This window comes from Flavonifractor sp. DFI.6.63, assembly GCF_024462255.1.
Lineage (GTDB): Bacteria > Bacillota > Clostridia > Oscillospirales > Oscillospiraceae > Lawsonibacter_A > Lawsonibacter_A hominis.
Window position 1 is genome coordinate 84,911 of record NZ_JANGBE010000009.1, and the last position, 19,415, is coordinate 104,325.

Annotated in this window: 15 protein-coding genes and 1 pseudogene; 6 read left to right on the forward strand and 10 right to left on the reverse strand. The window is 52.2% G+C overall.

Going from position 1 to position 19,415, the window contains the following annotated elements; genetic code table 11:
• Positions 1–15 precede the first annotated feature (15 nt).
• The 4 genes from NE547_RS06900 to NE547_RS06915 all read left to right on the forward strand — a co-directional run bounded on the left by NE547_RS06900 (position 16) and on the right by NE547_RS06915 (position 4,777).
• Positions 16–960, forward strand: coding sequence for a diacylglycerol kinase family protein (locus NE547_RS06900; protein ID WP_256175146.1), 945 nt, complete (start codon positions 16–18; stop codon positions 958–960).
• Between the two features lie 215 nt (positions 961–1,175).
• Positions 1,176–1,460 (forward strand): co-chaperone GroES, encoded by a 285-nt coding sequence (gene groES, locus NE547_RS06905; protein WP_186906891.1) that lies wholly within the window; start codon positions 1,176–1,178, stop codon positions 1,458–1,460.
• Positions 1,461–1,718: 258 nt separating this feature from the next.
• On the forward strand, positions 1,719–3,347 hold the full coding sequence (gene groL, locus NE547_RS06910; protein WP_186906890.1) for a chaperonin GroEL: 1,629 nt from the start codon (positions 1,719–1,721) through the stop codon (positions 3,345–3,347).
• Positions 3,348–3,679: 332 nt separating this feature from the next.
• Complete coding sequence (locus tag NE547_RS06915) at positions 3,680–4,777, forward strand: hypothetical protein (protein WP_256175148.1); 1,098 nt, start codon at positions 3,680–3,682, stop codon at positions 4,775–4,777.
• A 722-nt stretch (positions 4,778–5,499) separates the two neighbouring features.
• Here the strand turns inward: NE547_RS06915 and NE547_RS06920 are convergent.
• A complete protein-coding gene (locus tag NE547_RS06920) occupies positions 5,500–5,916 on the reverse strand; it encodes a cupin domain-containing protein (protein ID WP_256175149.1) in 417 nt (138 codons plus the stop codon).
• A gap of 144 nt (positions 5,917–6,060) precedes the next feature.
• Positions 6,061–6,909 carry an SDR family oxidoreductase gene (locus NE547_RS06925; protein ID WP_352408350.1) on the reverse strand — a complete coding sequence of 283 codons (849 nt, stop codon included), beginning with the start codon at positions 6,907–6,909 and terminating at the stop codon, positions 6,061–6,063.
• A gap of 122 nt (positions 6,910–7,031) precedes the next feature.
• Here NE547_RS06925 and NE547_RS06930 point away from each other — a divergent pair.
• A pseudogene (locus tag NE547_RS06930) lies at positions 7,032–7,640 on the forward strand (IS5 family transposase).
• A gap of 46 nt (positions 7,641–7,686) precedes the next feature.
• Here the strand turns inward: NE547_RS06930 and NE547_RS06935 are convergent.
• The 7 genes from NE547_RS06935 to NE547_RS06965 all read right to left on the reverse strand — a co-directional run bounded on the left by NE547_RS06935 (position 7,687) and on the right by NE547_RS06965 (position 17,516).
• Positions 7,687–8,172, reverse strand: a complete 486-nt coding sequence (locus tag NE547_RS06935; protein ID WP_256175151.1) for a heme-degrading domain-containing protein — start codon at positions 8,170–8,172, stop codon at positions 7,687–7,689.
• Positions 8,173–8,177: 5 nt separating this feature from the next.
• Positions 8,178–8,969: a sulfite exporter TauE/SafE family protein gene (locus NE547_RS06940; RefSeq protein ID WP_256175152.1), complete on the reverse strand. Its 792-nt coding sequence runs from the start codon at positions 8,967–8,969 to the stop codon at positions 8,178–8,180.
• Positions 8,970–9,207: 238 nt separating this feature from the next.
• The gene (locus NE547_RS06945) at positions 9,208–10,638 is read right to left on the reverse strand and encodes an SLC13 family permease (protein WP_256175153.1); all 1,431 of its coding nucleotides are present in this window, start codon (positions 10,636–10,638) and stop codon (positions 9,208–9,210) included.
• Between the two features lie 68 nt (positions 10,639–10,706).
• Positions 10,707–12,185 carry an acetyl-CoA hydrolase/transferase C-terminal domain-containing protein gene (locus NE547_RS06950; protein WP_256175154.1) on the reverse strand — a complete coding sequence of 493 codons (1,479 nt, stop codon included), beginning with the start codon at positions 12,183–12,185 and terminating at the stop codon, positions 10,707–10,709.
• Positions 12,186–12,281: 96 nt separating this feature from the next.
• A complete protein-coding gene (locus NE547_RS06955; RefSeq protein ID WP_256175155.1) occupies positions 12,282–13,637 on the reverse strand; it encodes an aldehyde dehydrogenase family protein in 1,356 nt (451 codons plus the stop codon).
• Between the two features lie 165 nt (positions 13,638–13,802).
• On the reverse strand, positions 13,803–14,759 hold the full coding sequence (locus tag NE547_RS06960; protein ID WP_370866828.1) for a glycyl-radical enzyme activating protein: 957 nt from the start codon (positions 14,757–14,759) through the stop codon (positions 13,803–13,805).
• Positions 14,760–15,038: 279 nt separating this feature from the next.
• Positions 15,039–17,516, reverse strand: a complete 2,478-nt coding sequence (locus NE547_RS06965) for a formate C-acetyltransferase/glycerol dehydratase family glycyl radical enzyme (RefSeq protein ID WP_256175156.1) — start codon at positions 17,514–17,516, stop codon at positions 15,039–15,041.
• 384 nt (positions 17,517–17,900) lie between these two features.
• Here NE547_RS06965 and NE547_RS06970 point away from each other — a divergent pair, with 384 nt between their 5' ends.
• Positions 17,901–18,863, forward strand: coding sequence for a LysR family transcriptional regulator (locus NE547_RS06970; RefSeq protein ID WP_256175157.1), 963 nt, complete (start codon positions 17,901–17,903; stop codon positions 18,861–18,863).
• A gap of 57 nt (positions 18,864–18,920) precedes the next feature.
• Here the strand turns inward: NE547_RS06970 and NE547_RS06975 are convergent, their stop codons facing one another.
• Positions 18,921–19,214 (reverse strand): hypothetical protein, encoded by a 294-nt coding sequence (locus tag NE547_RS06975; protein WP_256175158.1) that lies wholly within the window; start codon positions 19,212–19,214, stop codon positions 18,921–18,923.
• Positions 19,215–19,415: the final 201 nt, after the last annotated feature.

Below are 19,415 nucleotides of genomic sequence, written 5' to 3' on the forward strand. Positions count from 1 at the left end.
GGGAGGATTGACCCGATGAAGCACCTGTTTATCATCAACCCCCATGCCGGGAAATACGACCGCAGCCATGAGATCCGGGAGAAAGTGGCGCGCGTTATGGAAGGGCGGGGGAAAGACTATGAGATCCTGGTCACCCAATACGCGGGCCACGGCCGGGAAGAGGTCCGCCGGGCGGCGGAGCTGGGAGAACCCCTGCGGGTCTATGCCTGCGGCGGGGACGGTACGCTCAACGAATGCGTCGTGGGCGCGGCAGGCGCCCCGAACGCGGCGGTGACCCATTACCCCACCGGTTCCGGCAACGACTTTATCCGGATGTTCGGGCCGGACACGTGCCGGTTCCATGACCTGGAAGCCCTGCTGGATGCGCCCCAGGAGAGCCTGGACCTGATCGATTGCAATGGGCACTTGGCCCTCAACGTCTGTTCCGTGGGGTTTGACGCGCGCATCGGTCTGGGGGCGGCGGACTTCAAGAAGCTGCCCCTGGTGAGCGGGAGCATGGCCTATCAGCTCTCCGCTCTGCGCACCATTCTGCAGGGCATCCACCGGCCCTACCGGGTGGAGCTGGACGGCGAGGTGCTGGCGCACAAGGAGTTTACCCTCCTGTGCGCCTGCAACGGCCGCTATTACGGCGGCGGCTTCAACCCGTCCACCACGGCGCTGCCCGACGACGGGGCGCTGGATTTTGTCATTATCAAGGCGGTCTCGCGCCTGACCATCCTGGCCCTGATCGGAACGTACGCCAAAGGCGGCGCAAAAGAGATCCCGCAGATCATCCTGCGCCGGGGCCGGGAACTGAAGATCATCTGCCGGGAGCCGGAGATGGTCAATCTGGACGGGGAGCGGGTCGACCTGTCTGAGCTCTCGATCCGGCTGTCTGCTAAAAAAGTGAATTTCTTTTTTCCGGAAGGTACCCACTATGATCCGGCCCGGCGGGGAAGAGTTTTAGAAAAAACGAGATAATAGAAGAAAAAGAAAGAGTCAAACTCTATTTTGAAGATAAATTGAAAAAACGGAATGGCACGTTGGAAAATTTACAAAATATTAAAAAATTAGGACTTGCGCAAATTAGCAAGTGAGGGTATTATAATAAGCGTGTTAGCACTCCGGTAAAATGAGTGCTAACACGCTTAACAAGTTTACAAGAAAATAACACATACATGAAGGAGGAACCCCAAATGAAGCTCAAACCCCTTGCAGATCGCGTGGTCATTAAGATGGTGGAGGCCGAGGAGACCACCAAGAGCGGCATCATCCTCACCGGCGCCGCGAAGGAGAAGCCCGAAGTGGCCGAAATCATCGAGGTAGGCCCCGGCGGCATGGTGGACGGCAAGGAAGTCACCATGACCGTGAAGAAGGGCGACAAGGTCATCACCAGCAAGTATTCCGGCACTCAGGTCAAGGTGGACGGCGAGGAGTACACCATCGTCCGTCAGTCTGATATTCTGGCTGTCGTGGAGTAAGACCCGCCCGGGGGAGTTTCCGTTCCCCGGATCGGAGTCCGCCATGCCGCGGAAGGCGGCACAGCGGGTTCCCCACCCAATGCCTTTGCACGGCAAAGGCGGCCGCCCGCCGGTGGCGGAGCAGGCAACGGCGTTCTGCGCAGGCGCACAGGAGGGATTGGCCGCAGGGACAAGAGAAGGCGCCCTGGGATGTGTCCTGCTTCGGAAGCATTCAAAATTCGATTCCGCTGAGGCGGAATTTACTTGGAGGTAATCGTTATGGCTAAGATTCTCTGCTACGGTGAGGAAGCCCGTCACGCGCTGGAGCGCGGCGTCAACCAGCTCGCCGATACCGTTAAGATCACCATGGGCCCCAAGGGCCGCAATGTCGTGCTGGACAAGAAGTTCGGCGCGCCCCTCATCACCAACGACGGCGTGACCATCGCCAAGGAGATCGAGCTGGAGGACCCCTTTGAGAATATGGGCGCCCAGCTGGTGAAGGAAGTTGCCACCAAGACCAACGACGTGGCCGGCGACGGCACCACCACCGCCACTCTGCTGGCCCAGGCCATCATCCGCGAGGGCCTGAAGAACCTGGCCGCCGGGGCCAACCCCATGGTCATGAAGAAGGGCATTGCCAAGGCCACCTCTGCCGCCGTGGAGGCCATCAAGGCCAATTCCAAGAAGGTCAACGGCACGGAGGACATCGCCCGCGTCGGCGCCGTCTCTTCCAGCGACGAGACCATCGGCAAGCTGATCGCCGAGGCCATGGAGAAGGTCTCCCACGACGGCGTCATCACCGTTGAGGAGTCCAAGACCGCCGAGACCTATTCCGAGGTCGTCGAGGGCATGCAGTTCGACCGGGGCTATATCACGCCCTATATGGTCACCGACACCGAGAAGATGGAGGCCGTTCTGGACGACGCGCTGATCCTCATTACCGACAAGAAGATCTCCAATATCCAGGAGCTGCTGCCCGTTCTGGAGCAGGTGGTGCAGTCCGGCAAGAAGCTGCTGGTCATTGCCGAGGATGTGGAGGGCGACGCCCTGTCCACCCTGATCGTCAACAAGCTGCGCGGCACCCTGAACGTGGTCTGCGTCAAGGCCCCCGGCTTCGGCGACCGCCGCAAGGAGATGCTGGAGGATATCGCCGTCCTCACCGGCGGAACTGTGATCTCCTCCGACATGGGCTATGAGCTGAAGGAAGCCACCATGGATATGCTGGGCAAGGCCCGCCAGGTGAAGATCTCCAAGGAGAACACCATCATTGTGGACGGCGCCGGCAGCGCCGATGCCATCAAGGGCCGCGTCAACCAGATCAAGAATCAGATTGAGACCACCACCTCCGATTACGACAAGGAGAAGCTGCAGGAGCGCCTGGCCAAGATGGCCGGCGGCGTGGCCATCATCCGCGTCGGCGCCGCCACCGAGGTGGAGATGAAGGAGAAGAAGCTGCGCATCGAGGACGCGCTGAACGCCACCCGCGCCGCCGTGGAAGAGGGCATCGTGGCCGGCGGCGGCACCGCCTACGTCAACGCCGTTGCCGCGGTCGAGAAGCTGGTGAGCGAGGTCGAGGGCGACGAGAAGACCGGCGTGCGCATCATTGCCAAGGCCCTGACTGAGCCTGTGAAGCAGATCGCCACCAACGCCGGCATCGACGGCTCCGTGGTGCTGGAGAAGATCCGCGAGTCCGGCAAGACGGGCTACGGCTTCGACGCCTATAATGAGGTTTATGTGGACATGATTTCCGCCGGTATCGTGGATCCCACCAAGGTGACCCGTTCCGCCCTGGAGAACGCCGCGTCCATCTCCGCCACCCTGCTGACCACCGAGGCTCTCGTCGCCGATAAGCCCCAGCCCCCCGCGCCCGCCGCACCCGCTGCCCCCGACATGGGCGGCATGTACTAAGCAGTACCCGTAAACCCTTGAAATAGCTCGATTCCGGCGCAGGAAAATGCGGATTTACGCCACACTTACGCCACGAAAAAAGCGCATAATAGGGTAACAGATACCCGGCACTCACGATTGTTGTGGGTGCCGGGTATTTTTATATGCGCCCACCTGGACATGACGCAGAACCGCTATATCCCTTGGACGATGGACGATTTGAAAGATTTCTGACAAACAGAGCGGAAAATGGCTCCCTCCATCTTGTGCTAGAGATTGGAAAATCGTATAATATGATTAGTGAAAATAGTAAGATAATCAGCCATGTCACGACAGACAAAGGAGGAATTTCTATGAATCGCAAAATCGTAGCTATCATGATTGTGGTACTCCTGTTATTCACTGCTGGCTGTAAGACAGAAGACACATTGGATGCCGATAGAGAGCAGATTTGCTCCGTGGAGCAGTTGGAAACGGAATCTATGACCTTATTGGAACAAGCAGAACACCGATTGACTAATGAGGACACCGCCAGCATTGAACTCTACACTTCGGCGCAGATCGCCCCCGATGGGCAAATGGGATGGGACTCCGGCGACACATGGCTGTTGCTTGTTCGGCAAGGAGACCAGGTTTTCCCGCTGTACAATGAATATGTGCAGTATGGGGAAGTACAGTTCTGGGTCTCTGAGCAAAACGGAAACGATGCAGAAAATCCGAAAGCGGAAGATTTGGAACACCACATCTATGTGATGGCGACCACCGGTGTGGGCTTTACCATGTACGATTATATTTGGGATGCTGAGAACAGCTGCTTTTGGAAGACAGTTTTGCTGAATCCCGACCATCAGTGGAATACGGTCCATTCCAACAAATACAATGTGTACGCTCCGCCCGCCGCCGCTTTGACCGAGGCGGAGATTGCAGAAGCGAATGCGTATTTTGCATCTATCGTCCGGGATGAAGATGAAACCATCACGCAGGTGCGGCCAGTCAGTTGTTTCTTTACTTCACATTATGACGATGTGAGCGCGTTGAACTTCGAGGAGTTTATGCGCTATTTCCCCGGTGATGGTGATAAAACCCCGGTATCGGATGCGGAATTTGAGGCGCTGAAAACCGTGGAGTGCTGGCCTTTCCAAGAAGTGGAGGAGCAGGACGATATGCCCGTTCCCATTCACAAATATTCTCGCAGTGCTGTGGATGCGGCGCTGATGGAATATGCTGGTATTACGACAGCGGATTTGGATACATCTGCCGTGGCCTATTTGGAAGAATACGATGCCTATTATAATTACACCTCCGACTTCGGCCCCGGTATGTTTCAGTGCATCCAGGGAGAGGTGGCCGGCGATGTCGTGCGGTTGTACAGCGAGCACAGTGTTCTAACATTGGAGAAAGCGGATGGGCACTATTGGATTGTGGCATTTCAGCCAAGTAACGGGAGATAAATGAGAGTTGGTATAGGGGTGTACGCCACAGACTGGCGTACACCCCTTGATTACCTCCAAGCCCAGGCCGCTCCCGCTGTCAATGGCGGCATAAGCCGTTTATCTTGACCATTGACGGTGGGAGCGGCCTGGGCTACTGGCAGGAACGGCAGAAAACCGCAAGATATGGAAGTGGTTTACAGATTGTTCACCAAGTGCAGGGCACTTTGTGCTATTCTATAATAGCCACAGAGTATAAAGGTTGAATTGTTTACAAGAGGAAAATCAAAACCCAAGAGGAAAGCCGCCTAACAGCGGCCACAACACAACGCAGGCGTCCCCCTGTGGGCCGCCCAGATGAAGCGGATGCGGAAAGACGGTTGCTGTACGACATTCCCGGAGTTCGCCGTGTGGGATGAGGCGTCGGAAAAGGGCTGCTCCGTGACTGATACCGACGAGCTGCTGTTCGATAGAAAGCTCGCGCTACTGACAAAGGCATAATGGAAATCCGGCGTCCTATACAGCATAGGGACGCCGGATTTTTTGTAAGCGAAAAATCCTTGACACTACCAGTTGGTTTTGTTGTTACTCCAAATCAAGCAAGAAATATTTCTTTGTTATAGTTTTCCTTCCTGACATAGAAAAAGCCACGGAGTTGTACCGAAACGGTAAGCTCCGTGGCTTTCCGGTTTATCTTGTTCTCTAGAAAGAAATATCAGGGAATTCCGTGGCGGAACCGTGGCTTATCTACCCTTTGTCTGCGGTTGGTCAGGTTCCTCTGTTCTACTGGCAAGGCCGATAATCTGTTTGTCGCCGCCGAAGGGAGGTGTCAGGACCCAGTATACGGTGAAGATATCCCCGCTATCTGCCAAAAGCTGATGTTTTGCAAACTTAGGCACATAAACCGTAGAATTCTCTTTCAGCTCAATGACCTCGTCTTCGATTCGGACATGGCCGCTGCCGGATGTGCAGATAAACAGTTCTCCTTCGGGATGCCAGGCAAAATTTGACTCAGCGCCGGGATGCATTTCTGTCATGCCAAGCGCAATATCCCGATTTGAGGGATCCAGCAACGGCGAAATGAGGCAGCGGCGAATTCGTTTTTCCGGATCAGCTGTTTCCACGGTAGGGGCATTTTCAAGGTTTCCAACATAATACACAGCAGTGCATCCTCTCTTTACCGGCAGTTGTTCTGCGGGATAAACGAAGCGCTTTCCGGTATTTTTGCCTATTCCCTAGCCACCACATTCCATATCTGTAAGGGAAAGCTTGCCCAGCCTTTGCCCCGGCCTGATATGGAATAATTACACACCGCAATAGGCGCTGAAGCCGCCGTCGATGGGAATCACAGTACCAGTTACGAAACCGGACAGCTCGGGATCCACCAGATACAGCAGGGTGCCGGCGCACTCCTGGGGATCGCCGAAACGACCCACGGGAGTACCAGCCAGAATACGCTCGGAACGGCCGGTGAGGGTACCGTCCTCATGGTACATGATATTGCGGTTGAGGTTCGTAACGAAAAAGCCGGGGGCCAAAGCGTTGACGCGGATGCCGACCAGGGCGAAATAGTTGGCAAGCCATGCGGTAAAGTTGCTGATGCCGGCCTTGGCGGCGGAGTAGATAGGCACAGTGGTGGTGGGGCTGATGGCGTTCATGGAGGAAATATTGATGATAGAGCAGCCTTCCCTGCCGACCATGTCCTTGCTGATGATCTGAGTGGGGATGAAGGTACCGATGAAGTCCAGACGGTACACCCAGTTGACCTTCTCCAGATCCAGGTCGAAGAAACTCCGGGTATCGTCGTTCATGTTTTCCAGAGTCAGCTGCTCATGACCGGTAGTAGCCATGGGGTGATGAACGCCGGCGCAGTTGAGCAGGATGTCGCAGGTGCCGAAATCCTGCTTCACCTGTTCATAAGCCGCAGAGATGCTATCCGCATCCAGAACATCGGCCCTATAGCCCTTGGCGATGCAGCCATTGTTGGTCAGCCGCTGAGCGGCCTTGTTGGCGGCTTCCTCGTTGATATCGAACAGGGCAACTTTGGCGCCGTTAGAGGCCAGAGCCTCGGCAAAGACACCGCTGAGCACACCGCCGCCGCCAGTAACGATCGCTACCTTACCGGGCAAATTGAAATTGTTGTTAAGCATAATAATCCTCCTAATTTTGCTTTTTATTAGGCCTTGTTTGAAAAATAAAAGTTGCACAATAAACCAAGTTATGCGAAGCTACGAGCATGAAACGATATGAATTAACAAAAGAATAATGGAAACGAATCAAGCCGCTGCTGCCGCCGGAAGAAACGGGGAAGCGGGGCCGTCCCCGGAAGGATAACCGGATCATGCTCAACGGGATGCTCTGGATCGTCCGGAGCGGTGCTCAGTGGCGTGAGCTGCCGGAGGCCTATGGCCCCTGGCAGTCTATGTACGCCCGATTCGCCAAATGGCGGGGAAAAAACGGCGGATAAGGCGGTTGGCCGTACCAAAGGCGGGTGGAACACAAAACTCCACGCGGTCGTAGACGGTTTGGAAAACCCGGTAAAGTTCCTTCTCTCCGCTGGAAATGCCCACGATTCGCTTCACGCTGTTGAACTGCTGAAAAAGGTCAGAATTAGCGAGAGTGCTGTGCTGGCAGACCGGGCCTATGGCGCCCGGACGATTCGGGAATATATTTGGGATCACAGGGCCAGCTATGTGATTCCGCCCAAAAGCAACGTTTCCGATCCATGGCCGGTAGACTGGTTCCTGTATAAGGAACGCCATCTGGTGGAGTGTTTTTCCAGAAAATCAAGTGGTTTCGCAGAATCGCCACCAGATATGACAAGTCGGATGCTTCCTTTCTGGCCTTTGTGTATCTTGCCTCCATTGCTATCTTGTTGGTTTAGCACAATCTCTGCCTTTTTCAGACAAGCCCTGAAATAATATGTGCCCTTACATTTCTATTCCAGGAACATCAGGTTTTTGAAGGTATGCTTTCAGGCAGTCGACAATGAAACCGTGATCGGCAACAGGGTGAAGATGGGATGCAAGGATAACGCCCACGATTCCTTCAAAGTTGTTGACCCGGATCGGAAAACCGCCGCCGCATAAGGCATATGTTTCGCTATCTAATCCGTGGTGCTCCAATGACTGGCCTTTCCTTTCCAACATATATGTAACGTAGAGAGAGCTTTTTTGCCAGTTGCAGACGGTGCGAAATTTCCGATCCATCCACCGTTGGTTGTTGAAACTGGTTCCGTCCGGCCCGTACTGGAAAATCACATAACCATTGGCTAACCGAATGCTGAATGCAATTGTGATCCCATGCTCTTTTGCGTATTCTGCCATGAAGGTACCTAATTGGTATGCTTCCTCGCCATCAAAGTGATGGAAGCGCAATTGATTTTCCTGTGTCTCCAAAATATCAAGCTCGATCATGGAGGTCAAATCACAGCCGCGACAGCGCGGATAAGGGTGTTAAGACCAACTGCGAGCAGAACTACGTCGACAATCCTCAGGAACTGCGCACGGTTAATTTTATTGAAGAGCTTATTACCGACAAGGAAACCGACCAAGGCGAAGGGCCAGCAGACTACCAGTGCGCTCCAAAGTTTGGGAGTCCAGGCCCCATTTATAAACTGGTTAACTGCATTCCAAGTATCCAAGCAAGCCCACACAGCTAGCATCGTGTTGCGGAACTTCGTCTTATCCTTTACTGCCGACAGGGTGTACACGGTAATCAGGGGCCCACCAATATTAAATGCACCATGAACCACACCACCGATGACCAGGCAAACGATACGCATGATCTTCTTTGTCATGGTATCCGGTGTGCCGTCCTCGGTTTCTTCCGTCCGCTTGAGTACATAAGGCACAAAAATATGCTGGTAAATTCGCATCAAAGCAATTACAACAACGGCCGCTCCGATGGCAATCTTTGCCGTATTTGGACTAATGACATAAAACAGGTACTGGCCTAAAATGATGCCCGGAGCACAAGCAATTAAAATTTTGGCCAGATCCTTCCACGACACACTGCGGATATTTCTGAGGGTCATCGTATAAGAGAACGGCAGCACAAGGTGTGTACCAAAGGGCACACCGACTGTGGTCCCTAAAATGCTGGTTGCAAATGGTGCCGAAACGACGACTGCTCCAAATCCAGCACACCCGTAAATGAAGTAGGCCACTATCTGTACCAGACCAAGAAGAATAAAACTACTTTCAAAAACCACTTTTTTCCCTCCTAATATAATATCTACTTCACTCGAACATAAACAACACTATCCGATTCAAGCGCATATATAAAGGCCATTTGTCCCATACCAGGGCTATTTACACCTATATCACGATCTCTGGTACGTAAAAGCGGGGAGATGCCGTGGACGATCCATTACCTCCTTTTTCTGAAAATAAGCCTTTATTCCGCGCAAAAATCACTATTGAAGGAATGTATCCGGCATAGCTTGTCCCTCAGCCTGTGTAAAGCAGAGAGCTGAAGGGCGGCCAGAACTGCATCAAGAAATAGCCTATCAGAATCACAACAACGGAAGTTGCAGCGCTGATTGGTATCCCGTAGCACATCATTTTCTTCGCATCCAGGCCGGATCCGACCGATACAGCGCGTGGACTGAGAGGCAGGATAAAGTTCTCACTGTATGCCATGATAATAATGAAAAAGTATGGAGTTGGATTCAACCCAGCGTCTACGGCAAATTGCAGGGCGATTGGCGTCATGATAGCCGCTGCTGCCAGAGAATCTGCAAGTTCTGCCAGAACTCGGGTTATGACCACCAAGAAAACGATTGTAGTAAGACCTCCATCCAGGGAAATATGTTGGGCCCAGTCCAAAACGATATCTGTGATTCCGGATTGGGCAATGGTAACGCCGAGAGCCGCACCGCCACCGCACAGACACAGAAGCCCCCAACTCGTTCCCGAGTGAACTTCCTGCCATGTAATGAATGGGGTATGGTCGTCTGACGAATGGAGTACAAAATTCAGGCACCCCAGAGCCAGGAGACAATAGGCGGGCGTCATACTAGGTAATAATTTTGCCAGCCATGGCCGGGCAAATATGACTACTATTGTGATGAGAAACAAAACGGCGCATATTTTTTCATCCCGTTTGATAGGGCCAAGTTCCTGATAGCTGCGCTGAAAATACTCTTTGCTTCCATCCAGACGTTTTATCTGTGATGGGATCAGATAGATACAGAGCAGCAGGAAGAGACAGGCAATGATATAGTATGGAAGTATAGCAATGAACCAGTCCAGATACATAAATTCTGTACCAAAGAACTCCTCATAAATATCAAGGGAAATAATATTCTGTGCCCCCCCCAACGGTGTAAGTACGCCGCCAAGTGCTACGCCCCAGCAAATGGACAAAAGTATTGGGACAGCTTCCTTGCTTTTGGAGATATCTTCGCAGCCAACAGTTCGAAGCATCAAAACCGCCAGTTGTGTCAGCAGGATGCAGACCACAATATTGGGGAGTACTGTAGAGAACAGGGCACTGAGGGCGAACCACACAGCAATTTGAACCTTCATTGATAATCCAATCATGGAGAGAAGTTTCAGCGCAATACGGCGGTCCAGCCCGGTTTTTGCCCAAGGCATAGTTACCAATCCGGCTCCAAAAAGAAGTATGATACCTTCAGAGAAAAAGTTCTTTACGACCGCTTCCATCGGAACGATTCCACACAGTGCGTTGACAATAAACGGAAGTAATGCTGTAACTGCCAGATTGACCGGGCGCGTGATCCACCAAAGTACCATCCAAAGCAGCAGTCCGATCGCCTGTGCCTCGGAACGCCCTATCACAGCGGACAAGGTCAGGGTCGCCGCTATGAAAACCGCTGGTCCTGCAATCAGAAGTGCTGTTTTTGCGCTTCGCTTCACTGCGCATACCTCCTTGATTATTATAGTGGAAGTCGCTTGGCATATACTTAATCAGATGTTCGTAAAAGTTAACCTTTCATGGTTCCGGTGTCCAAAAACCTTTGATGCCAAGACAATGCCTTTGCCAGGTCGTGGGGCGTGTGTTTATCCGCTGCATTCTTGCACGCACATTCATAATAGTTTCGCAGCATGGGGCGATAATCGGGATGCGCACAGTTTTCGATCAGAAGTTCCGCCCGCTCTCTCGGGGCCTTCCAGCGCAGGTCGGCGATCCCTTGTTCTGTAACGACTACCGCTACGTCATGCTCCGGCTGGTCCACATGGGAAACTATAGGTACAATGCAGGAGATCAAGCCGTTTTTGGCAAGGGACTCCGTAGCGAAAATGCTGATCCTTCCGCTGCGAGCAAAGTCACCGCTGCCTCCTAATCCATTCATCATCTTGGTACCCATGATGTGGGTGGAATTGACATTGCCGTACAAATCCACCTCGATGGGCGTGTTGAGCGCGATCACACCCAAACGCCGGATGACTTCCGGATGGTTAGAGACCTCGTTGGGGCGAATGACGATTCGGCTGCGGAAGTCCTCTATATGATCATAAAACCGCTTCCGACTGTCCTCGCACAATGCCACCGAACTGGTGGAGACAAAATCGAGCACTCCCGTCTCCAGCAGACCAAATGCCGCGTCCTGCATGACCTCGGTGTACATACTCAGCCCACGGAACCCGCTGGAGGCCAGGCTGGCCAGCACGGCGTTCCCGACAGAACCAACACCGGATTGGATTGGCCCAGGATTCTTGGGAAGTCTCCCTTCTGCAATCTCCTTCTGAATAAACTGGACAACATTCTCCCCGATTTTCCGGGTGGCGGGGGTAATTGCCTTAAACTTCTGCGCGGGCTCCTGCTCTCTGGTCAGGACGATTGCAGCAATCTTCTCCGGAGAGCACGGCATATATGGGGTACCAATCCGGTCGCTGGCTTTGTTAATTGGGATAATTTTTGCATGTGGCGGCAACCCCACGTCAAAGATATCGTGCATTCCTACCAATCCCATGGGAAGGGTTTCATTGACTTCTACGATCACCTTATCCGCGTTTCTGACTGCCGCATCGGCAGAACCGGCAGAAGCACCGAAATACAGGCCGTCCTCCGTCACTGCGGTACATTCGACAATGGCGACATCGATCCTGGGGCCGGTTTTCTGATTCATGTTCATGGGAAGCTCGGAGATATGGATATCGCTGAACAAAACTGAGCCGCCGTTGATCGCATTTCGCAGATCCGGGTTTGATTGATGGCCATACCTACGCTTCAGGAGGCCGGCGCGAACCAGCGCACCATCGATCTCATCGCCGACCGCGGCACCGACGATCAGTGTCAAGTCCCTGGCATGACCGGACTGTACCAGTGCAGTGGGGACGGCCTTGGGGTAACTGACGTTGGTAAAGCCACTGACTGCGAGAGTCATCTGGCTTTTGATGAACTGCGCCGCCTGTTGCGCCGGCATAATCTTTTCTCTCAGAGATGCTGCAACTCTTTCCATCGTGCATATTCCTTTTTTATGATTTATGTCATCTAAACCGGACGCTGCCGGCAGTGATCCCGTCCGTTCGTTCGTGACACAGTACCCGGGACACTATTACTGCCAGACCTGATCCATATCGGGCATCACAGACTCCTCACAGGGGTAACCGACGCGGGTGATGTTCATCAGGTGGAAATAGCTTAGATTGCCTGAGAAGCTGTTGTTGCCCCAGGAACCGCATCCCAGAGTGGTGGTGGGAACAAATCCGTTGTTGGGGCTGCCGCCGCCGGTTGTTCCGGAGGGCTGATTGACAACCACGCGGCAAACGCTACACTGCAACGCAGCATACTGCACATGCTCAGGATTATTGGAATGGACGCAGATGCTGTGCCCTTTCCCCTCGTGCTCCAAGTTCTCTACCATCATGGCCACGCCCTGCTCAAAAGTGTCATAAGCCATTATGGCAACCACAGGGCACAACTTTTCACGGCACAGCACATCGCCGGAGCCTGTAGCCGCTGCCGGCACGACCAGTACGCGGGCATCCGCAGGAACGTCCTTGATTCCAGCACCTTCCGCCACACCGGCGGCATTGCGGCCGACCACAACGCGGCTGAAAGCGCCGTCCGGGAACAGCCCCTTACGCAACTGATCCACGGCCTCGGGGGCATCAATATAGAATGCACCCTGCTTCTTCATTTCCTCAACAAAGACGGTATACTTGTTCTTGGGCACGAAAACGCACTGTTCGCCCAAGCAGATTAGACCGTTGTCAAAGCTGCGGCCGGTAATGATCTTTTCGGCAGCCTCCGCCAGGTCGACGTCGTCGTCCACGATGCACTGCACATTGCCCTGGCCGACACCCAGCGCCGGCTTTCCGCTGGAATAGGCCGCCTTGACCATGGCCATGCCACCGGTGGCAACGGTAACATCCGCGCCGCTCATCAGGCTGGCGCTGTTTTCAATGGTAGCATTCTCAATGCACAGTACCAAATCCTCAGGGAAATCCAGCTTCGCCAGTTCTGTCCTGAACATTTCGGTCAGCAACTTGACACATTTGGTGGCGCGAGGGTGAGGAGAGAAGATCACAGAGTTTCGGGTTTTGAGGGCAAATGCCGCATTACTCATTGGTGTCACAACGGGGTTGGTGGAGGGAATCAGGCTGGCCACAACACCCATCGGCTTCGCGATTTCCAACATACGGCGGTCTTCCATGCGGTTAATGATACCCACGGACTTTTTGTCCTTAAGATCATTCCAGATTAAGGCAGACTTGTTGCGGCACTTGGCGATCTTATCTTTCAAATTGCCCATGCGGGAGTCCTCCACAGCCAGGGCACCCAGCATCTCAGCATTGTCATAAACTGCCTTGCAAACTGCGCGGGCGGCGGCATCAGCCTGTTCCTGCGTTGCAAACTCGAATTTTTTCTGAGCCACCTTGGAACGGGCAATCAGTTCTTCCACTGTCATAGTCTCACTCACTCAAATACATTCCTTTCTGTAACAGATGCCGGTATGGATCAGATCCGGCTGTCTTCGCATAGTGTATAGTTTTGCATTTCCCACGCCGCCCGCGAACCCATCTGGCAGCGAATACTTTTTCCGGACAGATGGGCTGTGCGGTCAAGCTGCGGTCTACCCGTGCGTCTCATCTTTTGCATTTGTGCCGACTGTGCAGTGAATTCCCTGCCGATTAAAATAATCCGCAAATTCACTCACACACTTTTGAAAAGATTTTCTATTGAACTTAACATCCACCATCGGGTAGGGTATTCCAAGCGAGGCATACTTTTCTTCTCCCAGCCGCATATAACTTAAAAGCTGAAGAACGCTGACTCGGTTGTGGAGCTCATGGAGGATGAACTCCGCCGTGGCCTCCATATTCTCCATATTATCGTTTACCTCCGGGATCACAGGAATCCGCAGAATAAGCGTTCGACCTTCATCAGTCAGCCGTTTCAGATTGCGTAAAATCGTTTCATTGTGCACGCCTGTATACTTCCAGTGGATCTGCGTATCCATGTGCTTAAGGTCTGAAATAATGACATCGGTATAGGGGAGTATTTTTTCAACCTCTTCCCACGGAGCAAAAAACGTGGACTCAATACAGGTTTGGATTCCCTCGTCCTTACAGGTCTTAAACAATTCCGCCACAAAGTCGCTTTGTAGAAGCGGCTCCCCGCCAGATACCGTAACGCCGCCTCCGGAGCGGTCATAATATCCGCGATCTTTTCGGATCTCCGTCATACACTCCTCTACAGTCATCGAAACGCCCCATTGCTTGATAGCCTCTGAGGGGCACGCTTTTACACAGGCAAAACAATTAACACATTTGCTGCGGTCTATCGCGGCAATCTTCCCGCGGTAAAAATACAGTGCGCCTTCCCGAGGGCAAACTTCTTCGCACGCATTACATTTCCGGCGCGAAATACATTTTGTTCTATATACCCCCGTTTGTATGACACGCATTGCCCCTTCCGGATTGCTGCACCACCTGCATTTGAGTGGACACCCCTTTAAAAACAACTCCGTTCTTAGACCCGGTCCATCATTTATAGTAAAACGCTGAATGTTGAAAACAGTTCCTTTTATAGATAATCACGTCTCCTTAGATAAAGGCGTTCAACGGCAAGTGTACACCCGGAGCTGATACCTGGCGGCTGGCTTTGTCCGCTGAAGCCTTACGGAGAGAATTGCCCCGTTTTTCCTGATAAACAGCCATTACCATCTATGTAAACTCATCTATTTCTGAAAAACGGGGCCGATTTCTCCCAAATAATTCCTATGAAATATTAACATTGTCTGAGTCAACCTGGTTCATGATCCGTCTGACCTGGAAGCATAAGTTCTGGAATCCGGCGGTTCCGAGGGTTAAAAATGCAGTTCAGTCCGCTGAATCAGGTCTTTCTGCAGTGGTTTGCCCAGTTCGACAAAATACGCGCTGTAGCCGGCAACTCGAACCAGCATATCCTTGTAGTCCTCGGGGTGTTTCTGTGCAGCCCGCATGGTCTCGGAGCTCATGATGTTAAATTGGATGTGCATACCGCCCCTTTCGAGGTACTCGTCAATGAAGTTAATCAGGTTATCTCTGCCCTGCACCCCGGCCACTGCGTCTTCGGGGAAGCGGAAATTCATCAGAGTTCCGTTGGTGGCAAGGCTGTGATCCACTTTACACACAGAGTTGGCAAGCGCGGTGGGGCCTTTGATATCATGAGAACCGCCGTCGGTATGCACAGCGCCCATGTTGTCCGAGATGGCTTCTCCCTTCTTTCGGCCATCCAGAGAGGCATTCATGAACATACCCATGCCGACATTGGCGTTGACCGAATAGACACCCGGTCTGAACTCGCCACCGCGGGCGTTCTTCCGTCCGGAAACGCGTTCGCAGAAGCGCTCAAAGAGTTCCTTGAAAATCTCATCCGCATAATCGTCATCGTTTCCATAATGGTGGACTTTAGAACTGTTCACCAGCTGATAGAGTTTCTCATGTCCTTCCCAATTATCTTTGACAGCTTGGAGCAGTTCGGCACCAGCGCATACCTTTTTTTCGAATACCAACTGCTTGATGGTGCAGAGGATATCCGCGCAGGTTCCCAGACCGCTGGCCTGCGGCCCGGTGCCGTTGTATACAGCGCCGCCCTCATTCAGATCTTTGCCGGACTCCACACAAGAGGAAAACAGACTGGAGGCATAAGGCACAGGTTTACGGTATCTGTGGGCACGCTCTTCGGTATTCATGGTGCTGCACACCTGATCCAGCCAATAGTCAAACTGTTTATCGACGCTCTCCATGACCTCATCAAAGTTTTTGTAAGTGAGCAGGCTGCCGGTATCGGGACCCAGGCGTTTTCCGTCCAAGGTGCAGCCGCCGTTGATGACCATTTCCAACATTTTCGCTGTATTAATGTACGCGGCGTCGTGCCAGCCGTATTCCTTACCGGGCACGGCAAGTTCCACACAGCCCACGACCGCATAATCTCTGGCCTCTTCTAGGGAGCAGCCCTTCCGCATCATGCTGGGGATCGCCGATTTATCGTTGAAGAGTTTGGGATGGCCATAGCCGGCACGGATACACTCGACAGTCTTTACCTTTAGCTCATACGGGGTTTTCTCGTGCATGCGCACCAGCAGCCAGGGGCGCTCCATGCGGGTATGAACGGAAGCCTCCAGGAACATAAAGGTCAGATCGTTGGTAACGTCGTTTCCGGCACGGTCAACGCCGCCGATGGTCAGGCACTCGCCGCCCCAGTTGCGGCCATTCCGCACAACGATGGTACCTCTGTCCTTAAGTTTAGTGGGGTTGTTCAGTCGGACATACTGGACCTCCAGAAGCTCCTGGGCAAAATCCTTGGTAATCGTTCCATTTTTCATGTCTGCCTCATAGAAGGGGTACAGCCACTGATCCATGCGACCATAGGAGAGGGAGTGTCCGTTGCTCTCAATCTGGAGCAGAGAGGTGGCAACGGAGAACAGCTGCAGTGCCTGCCAGAATGTCTGCGGCGTACCGGCAGAAATCTGCCTACAGTTTTCCGCAATCGTCTTCAACTCACCCTTGCGTTTGGTGTCGTCCTCCGCCCTAGCCTTTTTCTCCGCCAGATCTGCATAGCGCAGAAGATATTTCTGGCTTGCCTTGAGCATCATCAAAGAGGCCTCGTACTCGTCTCTCTTTTCATCGTACTCGGGGTCCTTCTTGGTAAGTCTGGCATAAGCCTCATCCACTTCTTGGATGATCCCGGGATATCCCAGCTTCATCAGGCGGACATAGTCTATGGTGTAGTGTCCCACGCCTGCGTAATGGTACAGATTGGTCTGGAAGATCTTCTCGCCAGACTGAGATCCGATGCGCTGGGCTTCGTCCAAGCGGGAGTCGACATAATCACATACCGTCTTGCCCTCCCAATACTTGCACAGTTCCACCAGTTCCCTGCGGTCTTCATCGCTTCTCATGTAGTACTGATCATGAGGACGTTCCTCGAAGGGATAGTGAAGAACTTCATCGATGATCCACTTGACGGAAAACTCCGGGTAAATCGGAGCGGCCTTACCGGGAGCGGCGATTTCGCCGATGATCAAGTCATCGTCATAGATCTCAAGATCGACATTTTCCAGAACGTTCTCGAACGCGTAGGCGCACTGGAGCTTTCGAGAGCAGTCCTCATGTTGTTTGTAAGCCTCAGTAACCAGCCGCAGACGCTGCAGGTCAATGTCATAGGGTTTTGCAAAGAACGCCTTCATCAGACGTTCCACGCGGGGATAGGGCGTCCAGGAGCTGTGGCCGACCTTGTAGCCGATGCCATAGTTTTTGTCATATGGCTCTGTACCGCAGGCTGTCGTGTAAATTTTTTTCATCATCAATCCTCCTCGATGTATCCTTGTTTTTATTCTTTAGCACGTGTACAAATGTTTTTTGCACATCCTTTTTTCATAAAAAAGCATAACTGATTTTTTGTTTTTTGTGAAATATGGATTATCAATGGAGAGGCATAACATTATATTATATACTGTTTTTCAAAAAATCGTATTGCCACAAGCTCCTTTTTGTGGTATATAACAATATTGGGTGGCAGTTTTTAAGAACCATCAAAGAGTCTTAATTGGTTCTGCTTTCTGTTTGCCGACTCAAATATCCCGAGGTGCTTGAGTAGCGGATACGCAACACCGGTACCTCCTGCTCTTGCTTGAAACGGAAAGATTCATTTCGTCCCGGATTTTTACAGGAGGAAAACTTAGGTTATGCATCCGATTATCGAAATCAAGACCATTATGTATATGCGTGCCATCGCCCGTGAAGGGAGCTTCCAAAGCGCCGCGGAAGCCTTATACACCAGCCAGCCAGCCTTATCGCAATACATCAAGAGGGTCGAGGATGAGCTGACATTTCCCCTTTACGAGCGTGATCGGGGACGCTGTATTCCAACAGCTGCAGGCACAGTCCTGCTGGAACACGGAAAAGCACTTCTGGAAAATTATGAAAGCATGTTGGAAGAGATGAAGACCGCCGCTAATGTGAAGGATGTTCGGATTGGCTGGCCCACCGGATATACCCTTTTGTATTTCACCAAATTGTTTTCTTACATGGAGAACAATTTTCTTGTAAATGCTCACATACTGGAGGATTCGGTGGAAGTTCTCTTATCCGCATTGCTTAAGAAAGACATTGACCTGCTTTTCACACCGGCCATTTACGCTCATCCGAGCATGGAATACGTCACTGTGAGGCATGAGGAATTTTATTTGGGCGTTCCGAAAAAACACGAAATAAATGCCCTTCTCGCACAGACACAGATGGATGATGGTTTCGTGGATTTATGTCATGTAAAGGGTCTGCCTTTTCTTTTAATTGACGCAAAGGCATACACCGTATTTTTTTATGACCTGTTCCGCTACTTTGATTGGATGCCCAATGTCATATTTGTCTGCAAAAACTGGGATCGCGGATTTAACCTAGTCGCCCAAGGAGAATGCTTGGCCATCCTTCCCTATTGGTACGCCGACCGTAACAATGAGAATGTCATTTTTTACCGGATTAAAAACAAACGGAGCACTTATCGCATTTTCGCGTGCGCATACCGCAAAAACGCAATTATTTCCAATCCGATGCAGGCGGTCATTAACTATATGATGGAACATGCGGGAGACGAATACGCAGGAACACCCATCGATCAGGAGACGCTCCCTCTGCATTTTCGTTTTTAGCTTTTCTTTTCCCAACGTAAGCTTGCATACATTCAGGGGCGTGGTTGCTGACGCTTATTACGCAAAAGCGGTTGCTTGGGCCAAGCTGAATGGTATTAGCAGCGTAGCAGCGGCATCGGCGGCGGTCTGTTTGCCCCCGCCAGCAACTGCACTCGTGCCCAGATCATGGCCTTCCTGTACCGCAGTATAAAGTAATGCGTACTGAACAAAACCGAAAGCCTTAAATTCCAAGGCTTCCAAGGGCAATTGGCTTTGTTCAAATGCAAGGCTTTCGGTCAAATGAGCCAGAAAACCTTGCATCTTCCGTTGGAGCAATACGGCGCTCCAACGGAAATACGCAAAAAGGGCCATTTAGAGCCCACTTTGATGAAATATGCAGCAGTGGCCGCACGAATAAACCGCTTGGCGGTTTATTCAGTAAATATTAGGGCTTGTTTGAAAAATAAAAGTTGCACAATAAAGCAAGTTATGCGAAGCTAAGGGCATGAAACGATATGAATTAACAAAAGAACAATGGGAACGGATCAAACCGTTGCTGCCGCCGGAAGAAAC